This window comes from Eubacterium sp. LMAG:50, assembly GCF_008680265.1.
Lineage (GTDB): Bacteria > Bacillota > Clostridia > Lachnospirales > Lachnospiraceae > Eubacterium_U > Eubacterium_U album.
On record NZ_NALP01000007.1, the window covers coordinates 490,001 to 507,692 of the forward strand.

Annotated in this window: 12 protein-coding genes, 6 tRNA genes, 1 rRNA gene, 1 pseudogene and 1 riboswitch (1 of these 21 only partly in view); of the genes and pseudogenes, 19 read left to right on the forward strand and 1 reads right to left on the reverse strand. The window is 32.1% G+C overall.

Going from position 1 to position 17,692, the window contains the following annotated elements; all coding sequences use genetic code 11:
• The 8 genes and pseudogenes from CCC31_RS07445 to CCC31_RS12685 all read left to right on the forward strand — a co-directional run.
• Positions 1-817: ribosomal RNA gene (locus CCC31_RS07445) — 23S ribosomal RNA — on the forward strand (it extends 2,071 nt beyond the left edge of the window).
• An 81-nt stretch (positions 818-898) separates the two neighbouring features.
• Positions 899-972 (forward strand) — tRNA-Asp (locus CCC31_RS07450).
• A gap of 76 nt (positions 973-1,048) precedes the next feature.
• Positions 1,049-1,121, forward strand: a tRNA-Val gene (locus CCC31_RS07455).
• A gap of 166 nt (positions 1,122-1,287) precedes the next feature.
• Positions 1,288-1,360, forward strand: a tRNA-Thr gene (locus CCC31_RS07460).
• A 45-nt stretch (positions 1,361-1,405) separates the two neighbouring features.
• A tRNA-Tyr gene (locus CCC31_RS07465) sits at positions 1,406-1,487 on the forward strand.
• A gap of 19 nt (positions 1,488-1,506) precedes the next feature.
• A tRNA-Met gene (locus tag CCC31_RS07470) sits at positions 1,507-1,580 on the forward strand.
• Between the two features lie 8 nt (positions 1,581-1,588).
• A tRNA-Phe gene (locus CCC31_RS07475) sits at positions 1,589-1,661 on the forward strand.
• A gap of 293 nt (positions 1,662-1,954) precedes the next feature.
• Positions 1,955-2,341 (forward strand): annotated as a pseudogene (locus tag CCC31_RS12685) (restriction endonuclease); the annotation flags it as partial.
• A 105-nt stretch (positions 2,342-2,446) separates the two neighbouring features.
• Here the strand turns inward: CCC31_RS12685 and CCC31_RS12690 are convergent.
• On the reverse strand, positions 2,447-2,545 hold the full coding sequence (locus tag CCC31_RS12690; RefSeq protein WP_363348522.1) for a hypothetical protein: 99 nt from the start codon (positions 2,543-2,545) through the stop codon (positions 2,447-2,449).
• A 362-nt stretch (positions 2,546-2,907) separates the two neighbouring features.
• Between CCC31_RS12690 and CCC31_RS07485 the strand changes: the two genes are divergently transcribed.
• The 11 genes from CCC31_RS07485 (at position 2,908) to CCC31_RS07535 (ending at position 17,193) form a co-directional block, all read left to right on the forward strand.
• Entirely contained in the window at positions 2,908-4,332 is a 1,425-nt protein-coding gene (locus CCC31_RS07485; RefSeq protein ID WP_290850653.1) for an aminotransferase class V-fold PLP-dependent enzyme, read from the forward strand.
• A gap of 139 nt (positions 4,333-4,471) precedes the next feature.
• On the forward strand, positions 4,472-5,062 hold the full coding sequence (locus CCC31_RS07490) for a hypothetical protein (RefSeq protein WP_022089131.1): 591 nt from the start codon (positions 4,472-4,474) through the stop codon (positions 5,060-5,062).
• 43 nt (positions 5,063-5,105) lie between these two features.
• Entirely contained in the window at positions 5,106-6,119 is a 1,014-nt protein-coding gene (locus CCC31_RS07495; RefSeq protein WP_290850655.1) for a DNA polymerase III subunit, read from the forward strand.
• Positions 6,116-7,012 carry a stage 0 sporulation family protein gene (locus tag CCC31_RS07500; protein ID WP_290850657.1) on the forward strand — a complete coding sequence of 299 codons (897 nt, stop codon included), beginning with the start codon at positions 6,116-6,118 and terminating at the stop codon, positions 7,010-7,012. Before CCC31_RS07495 ends, CCC31_RS07500 begins: the two co-directional genes overlap by 4 nt.
• A complete protein-coding gene (locus tag CCC31_RS07505; RefSeq protein ID WP_022089134.1) occupies positions 7,005-7,751 on the forward strand; it encodes a tRNA1(Val) (adenine(37)-N6)-methyltransferase in 747 nt (248 codons plus the stop codon). Before CCC31_RS07500 ends, CCC31_RS07505 begins: the two co-directional genes overlap by 8 nt.
• A 44-nt stretch (positions 7,752-7,795) precedes the next feature.
• A complete protein-coding gene (gene rsmI, locus CCC31_RS07510; RefSeq protein WP_022089135.1) occupies positions 7,796-8,653 on the forward strand; it encodes a 16S rRNA (cytidine(1402)-2'-O)-methyltransferase in 858 nt (285 codons plus the stop codon).
• A gap of 441 nt (positions 8,654-9,094) precedes the next feature.
• Entirely contained in the window at positions 9,095-10,657 is a 1,563-nt protein-coding gene (locus CCC31_RS07515; protein ID WP_022089136.1) for a hypothetical protein, read from the forward strand.
• Between the two features lie 5 nt (positions 10,658-10,662).
• On the forward strand, positions 10,663-12,276 hold the full coding sequence (locus CCC31_RS07520) for an MBOAT family O-acyltransferase (protein ID WP_022089137.1): 1,614 nt from the start codon (positions 10,663-10,665) through the stop codon (positions 12,274-12,276).
• A 137-nt stretch (positions 12,277-12,413) separates the two neighbouring features.
• Entirely contained in the window at positions 12,414-13,898 is a 1,485-nt protein-coding gene (locus tag CCC31_RS07525) for a class I adenylate-forming enzyme family protein (protein ID WP_290850661.1), read from the forward strand.
• Between the two features lie 55 nt (positions 13,899-13,953).
• Entirely contained in the window at positions 13,954-15,375 is a 1,422-nt protein-coding gene (locus CCC31_RS07530) for an SLC13 family permease (protein WP_290850663.1), read from the forward strand.
• Between the two features lie 120 nt (positions 15,376-15,495).
• The gene (locus CCC31_RS07535; protein WP_290850665.1) at positions 15,496-17,193 is read left to right on the forward strand and encodes a DUF4886 domain-containing protein; all 1,698 of its coding nucleotides are present in this window, start codon (positions 15,496-15,498) and stop codon (positions 17,191-17,193) included.
• Between the two features lie 211 nt (positions 17,194-17,404).
• Positions 17,405-17,561, forward strand: a riboswitch (FMN riboswitch).
• Positions 17,562-17,692: the final 131 nt, after the last annotated feature.

A 17,692-nucleotide genomic window follows, 5' to 3' on the forward strand; every position in this document is an offset into this window, starting at 1 on the left:
TAGCTTGATACTGGGATTCGATATTGCATGTACAGGATAGGTGGGAGACTAGGAGACGTGAACGCCAGTTTGCGAGGAGTCGCCCTTGGGATACCACCCTTGCAGTATTGGGTTTCTAACATGCAGCCGTGAACCGGCTGGTGGACAATGTCAGGTGGGGAGTTTGACTGGGGCGGTCGCCTCCGAAAGGGTATCGGAGGCGCTCAAAGGTTCCCTCAGAATGGTCGGAAACCATTCGCAGAGTGCAAAGGCATAAGGGAGCTTGACTGCGACACCGACGGGTGGAGCAGGTACGAAAGTAGGACTTAGTGATCCGGTGGTATAAAGTGGGATTGCCATCGCTCAACGGATAAAAGCTACCCTGGGGATAACAGGCTTATCACTCCCAAGAGTTCACATCGACGGAGTGGTTTGGCACCTCGATGTCGGCTCATCGCATCCTGGGGCTGTAGTAGGTCCCAAGGGTTGGGCTGTTCGCCCATTAAAGCGGTACGCGAGCTGGGTTCAGAACGTCGTGAGACAGTTCGGTCCCTATCCGGCGTGGGCGTAGGATATTTGAGAGGAGCTGTCCTTAGTACGAGAGGACCGGGATGGACGAACCTCTGGTGTATCTGTTGCATTACCAAATGCATGGCAGAGTAGCCAAGTTTGGAAGGGATAAACGCTGAAGGCATCTAAGCGTGAAGCCCCCCTCAAGATGAGATATCCCATACGAAAGTAGTAAGACCCCTTGAAGACTACAAGGTTGATAGGTCAGAGGTGGAAGCGTGGTAACACGTGCAGCTGACTGATACTAATAGGTCGAGGGCTTAACCATAAGGAAGGAATTTGAGGAAAAGTTATCCAAGGAAGGAAAGAGATTGGAAGATTAGTTGGTGTGCAGTTTTGAATGTACAATGGCCCGGTGGCTCAGCTGGTTAGAGCGCCGCCCTGTCACGGCGGAGGTCGTGGGTTCGAACCCCATCCGGGTCGTCAATAAAAGAAGAGAAAGAGGAGGTTGAAAGCAAAAGCCGGCTTTCTCGACCTCTATTTTTGTATAATGAAACATGGGATCTTAGCTCAGCTGGGAGAGCACCTGCCTTACAAGCAGGGGGTCACAGGTTCGAGCCCTGTAGGTCCCACTACCGAGAGGTAAAAAGAAAATAAGCAGGAAAGCTTGTTAATAAAACAGAATAAGCCGATGTGGCTCAATTTAGGCTTATTGACGCAAGTCGATAAGAGGAGAGTAATCAAGCGAAGCTTGGCTCTGCCAATTGGGCAAAGTGGTTTGTTACAAAAATTTAATATGCCGATGTGGCTCAATTGGCAGAGCAGCTGATTTGTAATCAGCAGGTTAACGGTTCGAGTCCGTTCATCGGCTTTAAGTAAGCAATGATAAATGAAGTCAGGCTTACCTTAAAAGAATGGGCAGATTCCCGAGTGGCCAAAGGGGACAGACTGTAAATCTGCTGGCAACGCCTTCGAAGGTTCGAATCCTTCTCTGCCCATTAAAAAAAGAAGAAACAGCGCGGGGTAGAGCAGTCTGGAAGCTCGTCGGGCTCATAACCCGGAGGTCGCAGGTTCAAATCCTGTCCCCGCAATTTTTTATGCCCAGTTAGCTCAGTTGGTAGAGCAGAGGACTGAAAATCCTCGTGTCTCTGGTTCGATTCCGGAACTGGGCACTAACTATGTCCGAATGTCATTTGGTAAGAGAAGAACAGGGAAGAACAAGAAAAACGGGTCGGATAAGGGAACGTTAATAAGTAATGAAGTGATGGGAAGCAGGAATGCTTCTTTTTTTATTATATAAGTATATAATTTTTATACATATTTAGAGTTAAGTTGGTTTGAATAAATATAGAAATTAAATTAAAAAAATAATAATTATAGGAAATAATAAGATTTGATATAGTCTTGAAAAAATAGTAAAATATAAAAGGATGCACGCAAATAAACAAATGAGTAGGTGGTATATATGAAAGAACATCAGGCAAGAGAGTATATATTTGAGAAAAAAGTAAATAAATTATTAGAAGATAGTGGATATGTAACTATAAAAGAAAAAGAAATAAATGGAAATAGTTCACAACATGGAATATATAGTTATGGTATTTTAAATATGCCTTCAGCATTTACAACTCCAATAAGAATGATTTGCCAATATAAATTTTATGCAAAAAATAGAGTTGAATTGTCTCATATAAGAGATTTTTATGGAATTATTACAGATATTAATGAAAATAGATATTTAGGCGTGGATAAAAATGAAAATATATACAATAATGTAGGATGTTATTTTAGTGCGACAGGATTTAGTCGTGCTGCTCAGGAATATGCATGGGCACATAATATATTTCTTATTTCATTTGAAAAAATAGATGTTTTTAAACCTATATTAGAAAACATAAATGAATTTGTTAATGGATTAAATGAAAATGTAATAAATACGATTTCCAAAGAAGAATTATTAGTTGGATACGAAAATGCAGTAGATGAAACACATGTATTGCCTGATGCAATGGTTGGAATAGTCAATAACGTATATCCGATTATAATTTGTGGAAATGAAGGATGGTCTATTCCAGTTATTGAAGAGGCTGAAAAATCAGAAGTAGGAAGAGTTTATATAGAACAAGTTTATAGAACGGAAAATTTGTTTGAAGCCAAATTTGAATTAACATTTATGGAAAGTGTAGCTGAATTTTCTATACCATTGGCTATTGTAGAAAAATTGATGAAGCGAGAAGATAATCCGACAAAAGAAAATGTAATATTTAATATAGATGTACCTTATTTGATTAAAAAAGGCAGAAAAGAGTATGCGTCTATGGAAGTATTTTTAGAGGGATTTGAGAAAAATCAATACAATTACAAGCAGATTTCATTTGAAAATATGTTTGATAATGAGGAGTTAGAAGAAGAATAGTAATGTCAAAGGATTTATATGATAAATTAAAAGAATATAGTAAGTCTGATTTTTACCCATTTCATATGCCGGGGCATAAAAGAAATGTAAATTTAATAAAAGAGCAGTATGGAATGGATATCGATATAACAGAAATAGATGGATTTGATATGCTCTACGAAGCAGATGACGTGCTTAAGGATGCGATGGAACGGGCAAAAAAATTTTGGGGGACGGAAAAAACATATTTTTTAGTAAATGGAAGTACAGTTGGCATTTTAACAGCAATGCATTCATGTCTTACACAGGGGGATAGAATAATAATAGGAAGAAACTGTCACAAAGCAGTATATAATGCAAGTGAATTGCTTAAGTTAAATAATACATATTTGTATCCAAAGTATATACCTAAATATGGGATAAATGGGGGATATAGTGCAAAAGAATTAGAAAATTTATTTGAAAAAAATAGTAATATAAAAGCAGTTGTCATAACGTCGCCTACATATGATGGAATTGTGTCAGATATAAAAACTTTGGCAGATATTACGCATAAAAATGGAGCAGTGCTTATTGTTGATGAAGCTCATGGAGCGCATTTTGGAATATCAGATAAATTCCCAAAACCAGCATATGATATGGGAGCAGACTTAGTAATTGAGAGTATGCATAAAACTTTGCCGACTTTTACGCAGACTGCATTGTTACATTTAGCTAAAGAAGGAAAAAAAAGAGTTGATGAGAAAAAAATAAAACATTTTTGGTCAATTTTTCAGACAAGCAGTCCTTCATATGTTTTTATGGCAAATATGGATAAATGCATATCATTTTTAGATAAAAATGGAAATGAAATATATGAAAAATTTAGCAATGACATAGAAGAATTTAGAAAAAAATGTGATAAATTACATAACATACATATTCCGGGAAAAGAACTTATTGGGACGAATGATGTTTTTGATGTTGATTTAAGTAAATTAATAATTAACTCAAATATGGGTGGAAAACCTATGAATGATATTTTACGTAAAAAATTTCATTTGGAAATGGAAATGGAAGCTGCAAAATATGTGTTGGCTATAACTACCTTTTGTGATAATAAAGAGGGATTTGATAGATTATATAAAGCATTAGATTATATTGATGCACAACTCAAAAAAAATACAAACAAATCAGAAATAAAGAAAATTAAGAATACAAATTTTGAATTAGTAAGAAATATTCAGGAGATGAGTATTTCTAATGCAGTTAATAGTAATACGAAGTTGGTAGATATTGAAAATGCAATAAATAAAGTATCTGCGGAGTATCTTTATTTGTATCCGCCGGGAATTCCATTAATTGTTCCAGGCGAAGTTGTTAATGTAAAGCTTGTTGAACAAATAAAGGAATACAAAAATAGAAATTATGAAATAGTTAGGTATGATAAATTTAAAATTGTTGATTAATCTAATTATGTAATTAATATAAAAACAATTAAATTATTAATATTTAAATTCATAACATTTAAATTAATTTAATAATGACTAATAATATAATAAAAAATAGGTATGAACTATTTAAGTTGATTAAAGAAAAGGAAAGAAAATGGGAAAAATATTTTATATATTAGGAAAAAGCAGCTCCGGTAAGGATACAATTTTTCAGCAAATTAAAAATAATAGACAATTGAATTTAAAGACAGTTGTAGGATATACAACAAGACCTATGAGAGTGGGCGAAAAAAATGGAGTAGAATATTATTTTGTTTCTCCTCAAAAATTAGAAGAAATGAAAGATAAGGGAAAAATAATTGAGTGCAGAGGCTATAATACTGTACACGGATTATGGAATTATTTTACAGCAGATGATGGACAAATAGATTTGGATAGTGACAATAATTACCTTTATATTGGAACTTTAGAGGCTTATAAAGGAATGAGAAAGTATTATGGAGAAGAAAATGTTATTCCGTTTTACATATATGTTGAACCAGGTGAAAGACTTTCTAGGGCGGTAGAAAGGGAAAGACGTCAGGAAAATCCAAAATATACAGAGTTGTGTCGTAGATTTATTGCCGATGAAGAAGATTTTTCAAGAGAAAAAATATTAGAAGTTGGAATTGATAAAATATATGAAAATGACAAATTATTTGAATGTGTAAATAATATTGAAAATGACATAAAGAAGTATTTATGATATATTTAATTAGTTAGTGTAAATAGATTATGAGGTTTGTTGTATGGCAAATGGAAAAGTTTTAGGTCAAAATCACATAACTCAACATTTTGAAAATGCAATAAAGATGGGAAAGATTTCTCATGCATATATAATCAATGGAGAAGCTGAGTCAGGTAAAATGGAGTTAGCGCTTCAATTTGCGAAAGCTTTACAGTGTGAGGATAATAACACTGTAGGAAAAACTCCGACAGGAGTTGCTTGCGGAAAATGTAAATCATGTCATCAGACAGATACCGGAAACCAACCGGATATAAGAATTGTGACATACGAGAAAAGTGGTATTGGTGTTGATGAGATAAGAGAACAGATTAACAATCATATTGTGATTAAACCGTATAGCAGTAAACATAAAATTTATATAGTTCCGGATTGTGAAAAAATGACAGAGGCAGCTCAAAATGCACTATTAAAAACTATAGAAGAACCGCCGGAATATGGAATAATTATTTTACTTACTACAAATGCAGATAAATTTTTGCAGACAATTTTATCAAGATGTGTTGTATTAAATATAAGAAGTGTAAAAGAAAGCACAATAAAGAATTATTTAATGAGTGAGTTTGGCATAGGTTCTTATGATGCAAGTGTTGCTGCGGCATTTGCTGAAGGAAATCCGGGAAAAGCTGTTAAACTTGCAACATCAGAAGAGTTTAAAGAACTAAAAAATTCTCTGGTTCAGACATTGATTGCAATGGAACATGGGGGAATAAATGTAATAACTCAGGCAGTAAAGACAGCGGGAGAACTAAAAAAGAATATAGATGAATTTTTTGATCTTATGTATGTGTGGTATAGAGATATGCTTGTGTATAAGGCATGTAAAGATTCAGAAAAGCTGATATTTCAGGATGATTATATGGCTATAGTTAATCAAAGTGAAAAACTAAGCTTTAGAGATATAAATATTATTTTAGAAGAAATAGATAATGCGGAGAAAAGAATTGGGTCAAATGTAAATTTTGATGCAACTTTAGAAGTATTGTTTTTGATTATTAGAGAAAGGATTCAAAAATGACAAAAGTAATCGGAGTAAGATTTAGACAGGCAGGAAGAATCTATAATTTTGCAGTAGGTGATATAGAAGTTGAAAATGGCCAGCATGTAATAGTAGAGACTGCAAGAGGAATAGAATATGGTGAAGTTGTTGGAAAGATAAAGAAAATTAATGAAGAAGAACTTTCAGCACCACTTAAGCCAATTATAAGAGTGGCTACTCCAGAAGATGATGAGAAAGAGTTAGAAAATAAAAAGAAAGAAAAAAAGGCATATAAAATCTGTCTCGAAAAAATAAAGAAACATGGATTGGAAATGAAACTTATTAATACAGAATATACATTTGATAATAATAAAGTTTTATTCTATTTTACAGCAGATGGAAGAATTGATTTTAGAGAGTTAGTTAAAGATTTGGCATCTGTTTTTAAAACAAGAATTGAATTAAGACAGGTTGGAGTTAGAGATGAAACTAAAATGCTTGGTGGAATAGGAGTGTGTGGAAGACCCTTATGTTGTAATACATTTTTACCGGAATTTGCACCGGTTTCAATTAAAATGGCAAAAGAACAAAGTCTTTCATTAAATCCAACGAAGATATCAGGTGTATGTGGACGTTTAATGTGTTGCTTAAAAAATGAGCAGGAAACATATGAATACTTAAATGCGAATCTTCCAAGTGTAGGTGAAAATGTAAAAACATTTGACGGATTACGAGGAGAAGTATACAGTGTAAATGTTCTTAGACAGAAAGTAAAAGTAATTGTAGAAGTAAATGACGAAAAGGAAATCAGAGAATATAATATTAAAGAATTAAAATTCAAGCCTAAGAAAAAGAAAATCAATTTGGCAGCAGATGAAATAAAGGCGCTAAAAGGGCTTGAAGATAAAGAGGAATCAAAATTAGATGATTAATTTAAAACAGGGAGAACGAATTGATGACCTTAATCGGAATGGATATAAAATAATTCAGAGTAAGGACAAGTTTTGTTTTGGAATGGATGCAGTATTATTGTCAGGATTTGCAGACGCTAAATCAGGGGAAAATGTACTAGACTTAGGAACAGGAACAGGAATAATTCCTATTTTAATGGAAGCAAAGACCAACGGAGAGCATTTTACAGGACTTGAGATTCAGCATGAAAGTGCTGAGATGGCTACAAGAAGTGTAGAAATGAATGAACTGCAGGATAAAATTAATATTGTGACAGGTGATATAAAAGAGGCTTCGGGAATTTTCGGCGGAGCCACTTTTCACGTTATTACTACAAATCCGCCATATATGAATGAAAATCATGGATTGAAAAATCCTGAAATGCCTAAGGCGATTGCAAGACATGAAGTTTTGTGCAATTTGGAAGATGTAATAAGAGAATCGGCAAAGATGTTAAAGCCGAAAGGAAGATTTTATATGGTGCATAGACCACACAGGCTAGTTGACATAATATCACTAATGCGACAGTATAGAATTGAGCCTAAAAGAATAAGAATGGTTCATCCATTTGCAGATAAGGAAGCAAATATGGTTCTTATTGAAGGATGCCGTGGAGGTAAGTCCATGGTTAAGGTGGAAAAACCATTGATTGTATATAAAGAACAGGGCGTATATACAGATGAGATATATGATATATATGGTTATAATAAAGAAAAATGATTAATGTTTAAGTTGTGAATAGAAAATAAACATGGAGAAAGTCTATGAGTGAAGAAATTAAGCAGGGAAAATTGTATTTATGTGCAACACCAATTGGAAATTTGGAGGATATAACGTACAGAGTTGTAAGAATTTTGAAAGAAGTTGATATAATTGGTGCCGAAGATACAAGAAATAGTGTAAAATTATTAAATCATTTTGAAATAAAGACTCCAATGACAAGTTATCATGAATTTAATAAATATGATAAGGCAAAACAGTTGGTTCAAATGATGCTAAACGGGAAAAACGTAGCAATTATTACGGATGCCGGAACGCCTGGAATATCAGACCCCGGAGAAGAGGTGGTGAGACAGTGCTATGAAGCGGGAATAGAAGTTTCATCTCTTCCGGGAGCAGCAGCTTGCGTGACGGCACTTACAATGTCGGGACAAAAAACAAGAAGATTTTGTTTTGAGGCATTTTTACCTAGTGATAAAAAAGAAAAATCAACTGTGTTAGAAGAGTTGAAAAATGAAACAAGGACAATAGTAATTTATGAAGCACCACACCGCTTGGTAAGAACACTAAAGGAATTAAGAGATGCGTTAGGAAATAGAAGTATTACATTATGCCGCGAACTTACTAAGAAATATGAAGAAGCTGATAAAACAACAATTGATGGTGCAATAGAAAAATATAATGAAAAAGAACCAAAAGGAGAATTTGTTCTTGTAATAGAAGGAAAATCTCAGGAGGAGATTAAGGAAGAAAAAAGAAAACAGTGGGAAGATATGAGTATTGAAGAACATATGGAATATTATGTAAACCAAGGCAATGATAAAAAAGCTGCTATGAAATTGGTAGCAAAAGACAGAGGAGTTTCAAAAAGAGACATTTATAATACATTAATAAAAGAATAAGATGTCTATTTTTATAAAAAATTATTACGAAATAAATAAAAATATGCTAATTAATAAAACTATTTGAATTAATTAAAAAGAGATATTTAATAGTAATAAAAATAAAGGTAAAAGAATTTAGAAATAATTGTAACCAAAAAATTATAACAATTATGTTGTAATGATTAAATGATTTTGTTATAATTTTATGGTTTAATGAATTATAGTGTCAATTCTTAGAGAGTTTAATGAAAAAGTAAACATATTAATTTAGTGAAAATGTGCTTTATGATGACATACAGTTAGACAGAAGTTTATGCAGAAATAGGTAGTAGTTTTTGGACAAGAGCATATCAAGTTTGGAAACTATTATTTTTTTGAGACTTAAAATTCTTATAATTTTATTAAATGTTATATAAGTTTATTTTAAAATACAAAAATTATTTACTAATGGAGAAAAAAATGAAACAGAAAATAGGAAGAATAGTAAAAATTATTTGTTTTTGTCTAGTGGCAGTATTAATGGTAAATGCTTTAGAAGGATTATTTAAACCAAAGTGGTTAGAAAATCGTTGGGCATCATCAAAAACAAATAAGAGCTTTTATGAATTGGAAAAAAACAGTACAGAAGTTTTATTCTTTGGAGCAAGCGTTATTGCTGCAACAGCAGATCCGTATCAGTTATATGAAGATTACGGTATTTCTTCATATAATTTAGGTGTTATGTCACAGCCGATGATAGGAACATTTTTTTGGTTCAAAGAGGCATTAGACACACAGGATATTAAAGTAGCAGTTGTCGAAATTAAATCTGCCGGAAAATCATCTGAAAAGGCAGAGGAAAAAGCAAGAAAATCATATGATTATATGAGAATTGGAAAAAACAAACTTCAATATGCAATTGAATACAATAGTGTTCAAAGAGACGAAGATGAAGTAAAACCGGATTTATTTTCATATTTATTCCCATTATCTTTATATCATTCAAGATGGTCAGAATTAAATTATGATGATTATGATTTCTTCTTAGGAAATAACAAAAGTTATACTAGAGGCTTTTCAGTATTATCAACACAATTTAAGGATATGAATACTTATATTGAAGAGGATGCACAAAAAGGCTTATATGATGGATTTGAAGTAGAGTCAGATAAAATTGAAAGTCCAAATGAAGTTAATGCTAAGTATGTGAGAAGAATAATTGAATTAGCTAAAGAAAGAAATGTTAAGTTATTATTCGTAAAGAGTCCTGACACAGGCTGGAAAGAAAAACAGCATAATTATATTCAAAAAATTGCGGATGAAAATGATATTCCGTTTATAGATATGAATCTTAAGAGCGTTAGAAAAGAACTTGATTTTAATTATAAAACAGATTTAGCTGATGCAATTCATTTAAATATAAAGGGAGCAAAAAAGACTTCAGAATTTTTGGGAAAATATTTAACTGAAAATTATGATCTTACTGATTACAGAGAAGGAAATAATAGCGTTAAGAAGAGTTTTGAAAAATATAAAAAATATTATGAAGCATCTATAAAAGAAGGTGAATTAAGTTTCCCGACAACTTTAGATGAATATTTAAAAGAAGTACAGGATAAGAGTAATGGAAATTATGAAGTCATTTTAGCAGCAGGTTCAAATGTTAATAATATTAAATTTACTGATGAACAGAAGAACACTCTTATAAATATGGGTGTTAGTAAAAAGATATTTGAAGATAGCGAATTTGGTACAAATATAGTAAGTGTTACAAATGATGGTAAGACATACAATGAAGTGGCTAAGCAGAGTGAAGACAGTGCAGTAAGTGTTTCATTAGGTGGAACATTTAGTGATGGAACAGACTATCTTGTGAAAGCTGATGCAACAGGAAGCACACTAAAGTTAAATGACAATGAATGTACAAGTTTAACATCTTATGGTTTTAATATTATAGTATACGATAAGCAACTAAAAAGAGTTGTAAGCACAGTTTATTTGTATTCAAATAATGGTGAAACTACATTGAACAGAGGAGAGTAGCTAAAATGGGCTTTAATACACTATCTTTTATCCCATTTCTATTAATAGTAATTTTATTGTATTTTACAGTTTTTAGAAAATGTCAGTGGATATTTTTATTAATTGCAAGTATTGCATTTTATTTATTTGCAGGACCTAAATATATTGTTTTTATAATTATTTCATCGCTAAGCACATATTTTTTCGCAAGAAAAATTCAGAAAATGCATGATGCTGAGGATAAAATTTTAAAGGAACGTGAATTCTCTTCAAAAGATGCAAAGAAGGCTTTTAAGAAAAGACGTACAAAACAAAGAAGAAGAGTCCTCGTAGTTGATTTTATTATTAATTTAGGATTGTTATGTGTAATTAAATATACAGATTTTATTTTATCAGGTGTATCCACAATCCTTTCAAAATTTGGAATGGATTGGAGTAAAGAGTTTAATTTCATACTTCCACTTGGAATATCTTTTTATACATTTATGCTTGTTGGATATATACTTGATGTTTATTGGAAGAGATATAGAGCAGAAACAAATTATTTTAAACTTGCCTTATTCTCAATGTATTTCCCTCATATTGTGCAGGGACCAATTGGAAGATATAACAGGTTAGCACCACAGTTTTTTGCAGATCATCCATTTGATTACAACAGAGTAACTAAAGGATTTCAATTAATCTTATGGGGTTACTTTGAAAAAATGGTAATATCTGACAGAATACAGGCATTTACAAATGGAATATTAGCAAATTGGCAGCAGCTTACAGGTTTTCCACTTTTACTTGGAATATCATTATTCTCAATTCAGTTATATTTAGACTGGATGGGATGTATGGATATTGCCCATGGTGTTTCTGAAATATTTGGAATTAATCTTGATAGAAACTTCTGGCATCCGTTCTTCTCAAAGAATATGCCTGAGTTCTGGAGAAGATGGCATATTTCACTTGGTGCATGGTTCAAAGATTATTTATTGTATCAGGTTTCAATGTCAGGATTATGTAAGAAAATTAATAAATTCACAAGAAGAAAATGGGGAAACCAGGCTTCAAGAGCATTTTCAGCAGTTATACCGGCAGCAGTTGTATGGATTGTTACAGGTGTTTGGCATGGTGCCGCAAGTTGCTTTGTGCTTTGGGGCGTATACCATGGAATTTTAATTATAACAAGTTCGTTATTTGAAATTCCAATACAGAAACTGTGTAAATTCCTTCATATTGATACAGAATGCTTTAGTTTTAATTTATTTAGAATGATTAGAACATTTATGCTTTCGACAATAGGTAGAATTTTCTTTGCAGTTTCAGCAGGATTTACAACAATGATTGAATTTACAAAGAGAATGTTTGACTTTAGACAGTTTGGACTTCACACTCTTTGGGATGAAAGTTTATTCTCATACGGATTAGACAGACATGGATTTACATTAGCTATGCTTTTAGTTGTATTAGTATGGTGTGTAAGTATGTTACAGGAAAAATTCGATAAAGATAATAAGACAGTCAGAGATGTAATTGCAGAACAGAATATTGTTTTCAGATGGGTTTTATATTTAGGACTTATTGCGGGAATTCTTATTTTTGGAATGTACGGTTCAGGATATGATGCCGGCGCATTCTTCTATGGTAAATTCTAATCTGAAAATACAATGATGTCCGGAGTAAAGACGGTATGATAATTATTTTGTATAAATACAGAATAATTTTAGTCTTATAACTCCGGCATCTATAAATTTAGTAACATATGTTGAAGAGATAGTTTTAGGAGGATTTCATGAGTTACAATTCAATTTTGGAAGCGATAAAAACTAATTCAGAAATTAATCCCGGCAAATTATGTGTGGGAGACAAAAAGAATAAGGCAACATACGGGCAGTTTTGGAAAATGATAAATAAGGGAGCTGCTTATTTGGAAAAGAATGGTGTAAAAAAAGGTGACGTTGTAGTTTTAAGAGGCGCACAAAAGGTTGAATATTTATTTTCGATATTTTCAATTCAGCTTCTTGGAGCGATTGCATGTCCATTAGAAAAAGCTGTAAAAGAGGACAGAATTCTTGAAATTATGAATTTTGTAGAAACAAAGTATTTTCTTGATACTAAGAGATTAAAGGATACTTCTGCAGAATGCATTAGTTTAAAGGAAATGTTTAAAGAGGCAATGAATGATGAAACTGAATGTGATGTAAACAAGTATGAATTGCCTAAATCAGATGATTTATCAGAAATTTTGTTTACTACAGGTACTACAGGTAAGTCAAAAGGAATTAAGATAATCTGCAAAAACAATATAGCAATAGCGCAGAATGTAAGTGAAGCTATAGGAATAACTTCAGATGATGTTGAAATGGTTACAGCACCGTTAAATCATTCTATGGGACTTAGAAGAACATATTCCGTTTTTTATAAAGGTGGAACAGTTATAATGACTGACGGAGTAAAATTTGTTGAGGATTTCTTCAAATTATTGGACTTATACCATGTAACAGGACTCACATTTGCTCCTGCAATTCTTGAACAGTTATTGAAATTTGCAAAGGATAGATTTGGAACATATAGCGAACAGATTCATTATATACAGTTAGGTTCAGCACCTTTATCTGAAAAAGCAAAAGAAACATTAAAAGAAATGTTCCCAAATACAAAATTATTTAATATTTACGGCGCAACAGAATCTGGTTGTACTGTTAGTCTTGAATTTAGCAAATACGGAGATAAAAAAGGAAGTATTGGAATTCCAAACGTAAATGCAAATATAATTTTTGTAGATGACAATAGAAATATAGTTAATGCATCAGCAGAAAATCCGGGAAATCTTGCATTTAAGGGCGCAATGAACATGCCTGGTTATTTAAAAGAACCTGAAATTACTAAAGAGGTTTTAGACGATGAAGGCACTTTATATACAAACGACTTAGGCTATATGGGAGAAGACGGATTTGTATATTTACTTGGAAGAAAAGGCGATGTAATAAATATGGGTGGAATTAAGATTGCACCTTCAGAAATAGAAGAAGTTGTTGCACAGAACGAAATGATAAAAGAATGTGCATGTATTCCTATACCTGATGAAATTACAGGAGAAGCACCTAAATTATTTATAGTTATAAATGAAGGATATGAATATGATGAAAAAGCATTACATAAATTTATGACTGATAAATTAGAAGCGATAAGAGTTCCAAAAGTTGTTCAGGTAATAGATGAACTTCCAAGAACTTTTAATGGAAAAGTAATTAAACGTAAATTAAAAGAAATGTAACTTGTAAATAGAAAATCAGAGTGATTTTAAGAGTATTTTGAGATGAGGAATTAAAATGACAAAGACAAAACAGCGTATTTATTTATTAATAGGACCGTTATTATTTGTTTTATGTTGTTTAGCAATACCGGAGAGCGCATTTCCGGCTTTAGCTGAAAGAGCAGCAATAGGAACGGTTGCATGGATGGCATTTTGGTGGGTAACAGCGCCTATCGATTATGCAGTAACAGCATTTTTACCAATAGCAATTAACGCTATTGTCACTATGTGCGATATGTCTGCAGTAATATCAAATTATGCATCTGAGACAATTTTATTATTACTTGGAGCATCAATATTGACTGTATCTTGGGAAGAAACAGGACTTGATAAAAGAATTGCAGCATCATTACTTGGATTAATTGGTGATAACTTAAGAATTCAGTTAATTTTCTGGTTTTTGTTATCTACAGTATTATCTGCAATTTTACCAAATGCAGTAGTATGTGCAACAATTACACCTATTGCAGTTTCGATGTTAAAGTACATAGGTGAGGGTGATATTGAACATAGTAGAATTGGTTCAAAATTATTATTATACATAGCTTACGGTGCAGGACTTGGAGGATTGACATCACCACTTGGTGGAGCAATGAATCTTGTAACTGTTGATTATTTACAGCAGCTTACAGGAAAAGAATACATGTATATTTCATGGGTAATCCGTTTCTTACCAATTATGATTACATTACTTGTTATTAACATTGTTTTCATGATTAGGGATGTTAAAAAATCAGAAAGCCTTGGTGGATCAAAAGAATATTTTAGAAATGAATATAAAAAATTCCCACCAATGAGCATAGAAGAGAAGATTTCTCTTGGATTATTTGCAGTAGCAACAATACTTGCATTCACAAGACAGTTCTATCAGACATTATTACCAGGATTAAAACCGGCATATGTATTTATTATTTGTGCAATTTTATCATTCTTAATAACACGTTCTGATGGAGAAAGACTTATGCTCTGGAAATCAGTTCAGACAAAAATTATTTGGGAAATGATTTACATTTTTGCAGGTGGTCTTGCAGTAGGAACATTAATAAATGAATCAGGTGCAGCAGAAAGAATTGGTGAATTGGTTTCAGGAATGGGACTTACAGGTGGAGTTACAACAGTATTTGTAATTATAACAGTAACTTTACTTATGTCTGATGTAACATCAAATACAGCAACTGCAGCAGTTGCAATACCTATAGTTATATCTATAGTAAAGGGAATGAATTTAAATCCAATACCTTACGTTTACATTGCATCAGTAGGAGTAAATTTATCTTATATGTTACCAACATCAATCAGAGCAATACCTGTTGGATATGGTTTACAGCCAAAGTATATGCTTAAAGAGGGTTGGAAAATGACAGTAATCATTATAATAGCAATGACAATAGTATGCTCATTATTGTTAAAATATTGGCCGGCATTTAGTACAACGTAAATATTTACAGATTAACTTAAGATGGAAACTAAATTAATGAAGTTTATATTTAATAATGTTTCCAATAACTAGTCGCCGACTAGATAGAGAGGCAATACATGTTAGACGAGGAGCAACGAAATGAAAACCAGATTTAGAAAATATAGTAAAATATTGTTCGGTGTAATTATGATGTTATATTTTGTGGCAGTAAGTAATAACGTATACGCCGATGATGTTCAATTTACACAGAAAACATATAAAATATTGTTTGTAGGAAACAGTCATACATATTACAATGATATGCCAAAAATGTTTAAAGGACTTGCTGATGCAGATAAAATAAACTGTGAAGTTACATCTATTACATCACCAGGATACAAACTTAGCCAGTTTGCAGATAAGACTAACATGTATGGAAGTCAGGTTTATCAGGCATTAACAAATAATACATGGGATTATGTAGTATTACAGGAAAACAGGGCAGTTTTAGTAGAAAAAGAAGAAGAGGCAGAAGCAGCAGTTAATACTCTATATACTTTAATACATAATGCCGGAGCAAAAATGGTTATATATGCAACACAGCCAAATAATATTGGAAGTACTTTTAAAGTTAATTCAATGTCATTATTTTTGAGCGACTTTCAGATTGAACAGATTTTAACAAGAAATAACTTTAAAATAGCTGATGAATATGATGGACTTGTTGCAGCATCAGGAACTAACTTCATGAGAGTAATGCAGGATTATCCTAAAATTACAATGTATAAAACAGATAATCTTCATCCATCAGTAACAGGAAGTTATTTGGCAGCATGTACTATTTACAATACAATATTTGACAGAAGTCCATATGGAAATAAATATTTACCAAATAGTGAATATGATAAAGATAATTTAATATCAAAAGTTTCAATGGAAAATGCCCTTATAATGCAGAAAATTGCAGACAGCAGATTAAAAGTAGATAGTTATTATACAACAGTAAGTAAGGGACAAAATTCTAAATTAACAGCAACATTTACATCAACTCAGACAGATGAATCAGATACTACAGAAGATACTACTAAAAAAACAGAAGATGTAACAAAAACCTCAGATGAAAAAGAGACAACAGTTACTGATAAGAAAGATACTACACCAACATATACAAATAAAATAATGTGGGATGCTGTTGATGCAAACAGTATTTCAATCAACAGAATTACAGGTGAATTTACTGCATTAAAGGCCGGAAAATATCAGGTAATGTCAACAACAGACAGCGGTTTAATATGCTATTCAACAATTGATGTAAAACAGCCATCAACAGCTTTTAACATTAATGAAAGCAAGATTTTAAAAGTTGTAAGGGGATATGTAGGAAAATATACTACTACGATAGCACCTGATGATACAACAGATACAATTACATGGAAGAGTAATTATCCGGATATAGTTTCTGTTGATGCACAGGGAAATATACAGGCCAAAAAAGTAGGCATAGCAAAAATAACTGCTGTAACTACAAGCGGAATTAAGTCAGAACGTTATGTGCGTGTAAAGTTAAAGACACCAGGTAATGTTAAGCTGACAAAAAAGGTAAAAAAAGTTAAGAAAAAGAAAATATATCGTGTAAATGTAAAATGGAGTAAAAATACAAGGGCTACTAAATATTATGTATTCCGTAAAATGGAAGGCAAAAAGGTATTTAAAAGAGTCGCAACAACTACTCAGGCAAAATACATAGATAAAAATATTAAGAAAAATAAAACTTATTCTTACAAAATACAGGCGATATATTCAAATAGCAAACTTAACAGTGATAAAACAGCAGAGTATAACATAAAAGTTAAATAATAAAGTTTTAAGAATATTAGCAAATTATAAAAATTAATTATAAAGACCTCTAAAATGTGTAGATTATATACAAAAATCTGTTATTTTAGAGGTTTTTTACGTTAAAAAAATTAACATATATATATTAAAAAATGTTTAACAAAAATAGTTTATTGGAAATTTTGTTGACAAACAAAAACAAGGTGACTATACTTTAAGCAGAAATTAAATAAAAATTCTTCGGGGCAGGGTGATATGCATAAAGCATAAATTCCCAACCGACGGTAAGTGTACAGAGCGTAAAGATGCACGAGTCCGTGACCTGCGAAAGCAGCTGATTTGGTGAGAATCCAAAACCGACAGTATAGTCTGGATGGGAGAAGAATAGATGATGTAATTGTTCTTTATCAGGAATAAAATTAATCTGATTTTTAGAAATGTATTTAAATGATATGTAGTTTACATAACAATTAATCGGATTAAGATTTTGATAATAAATTACTAATAACCATACGCAATT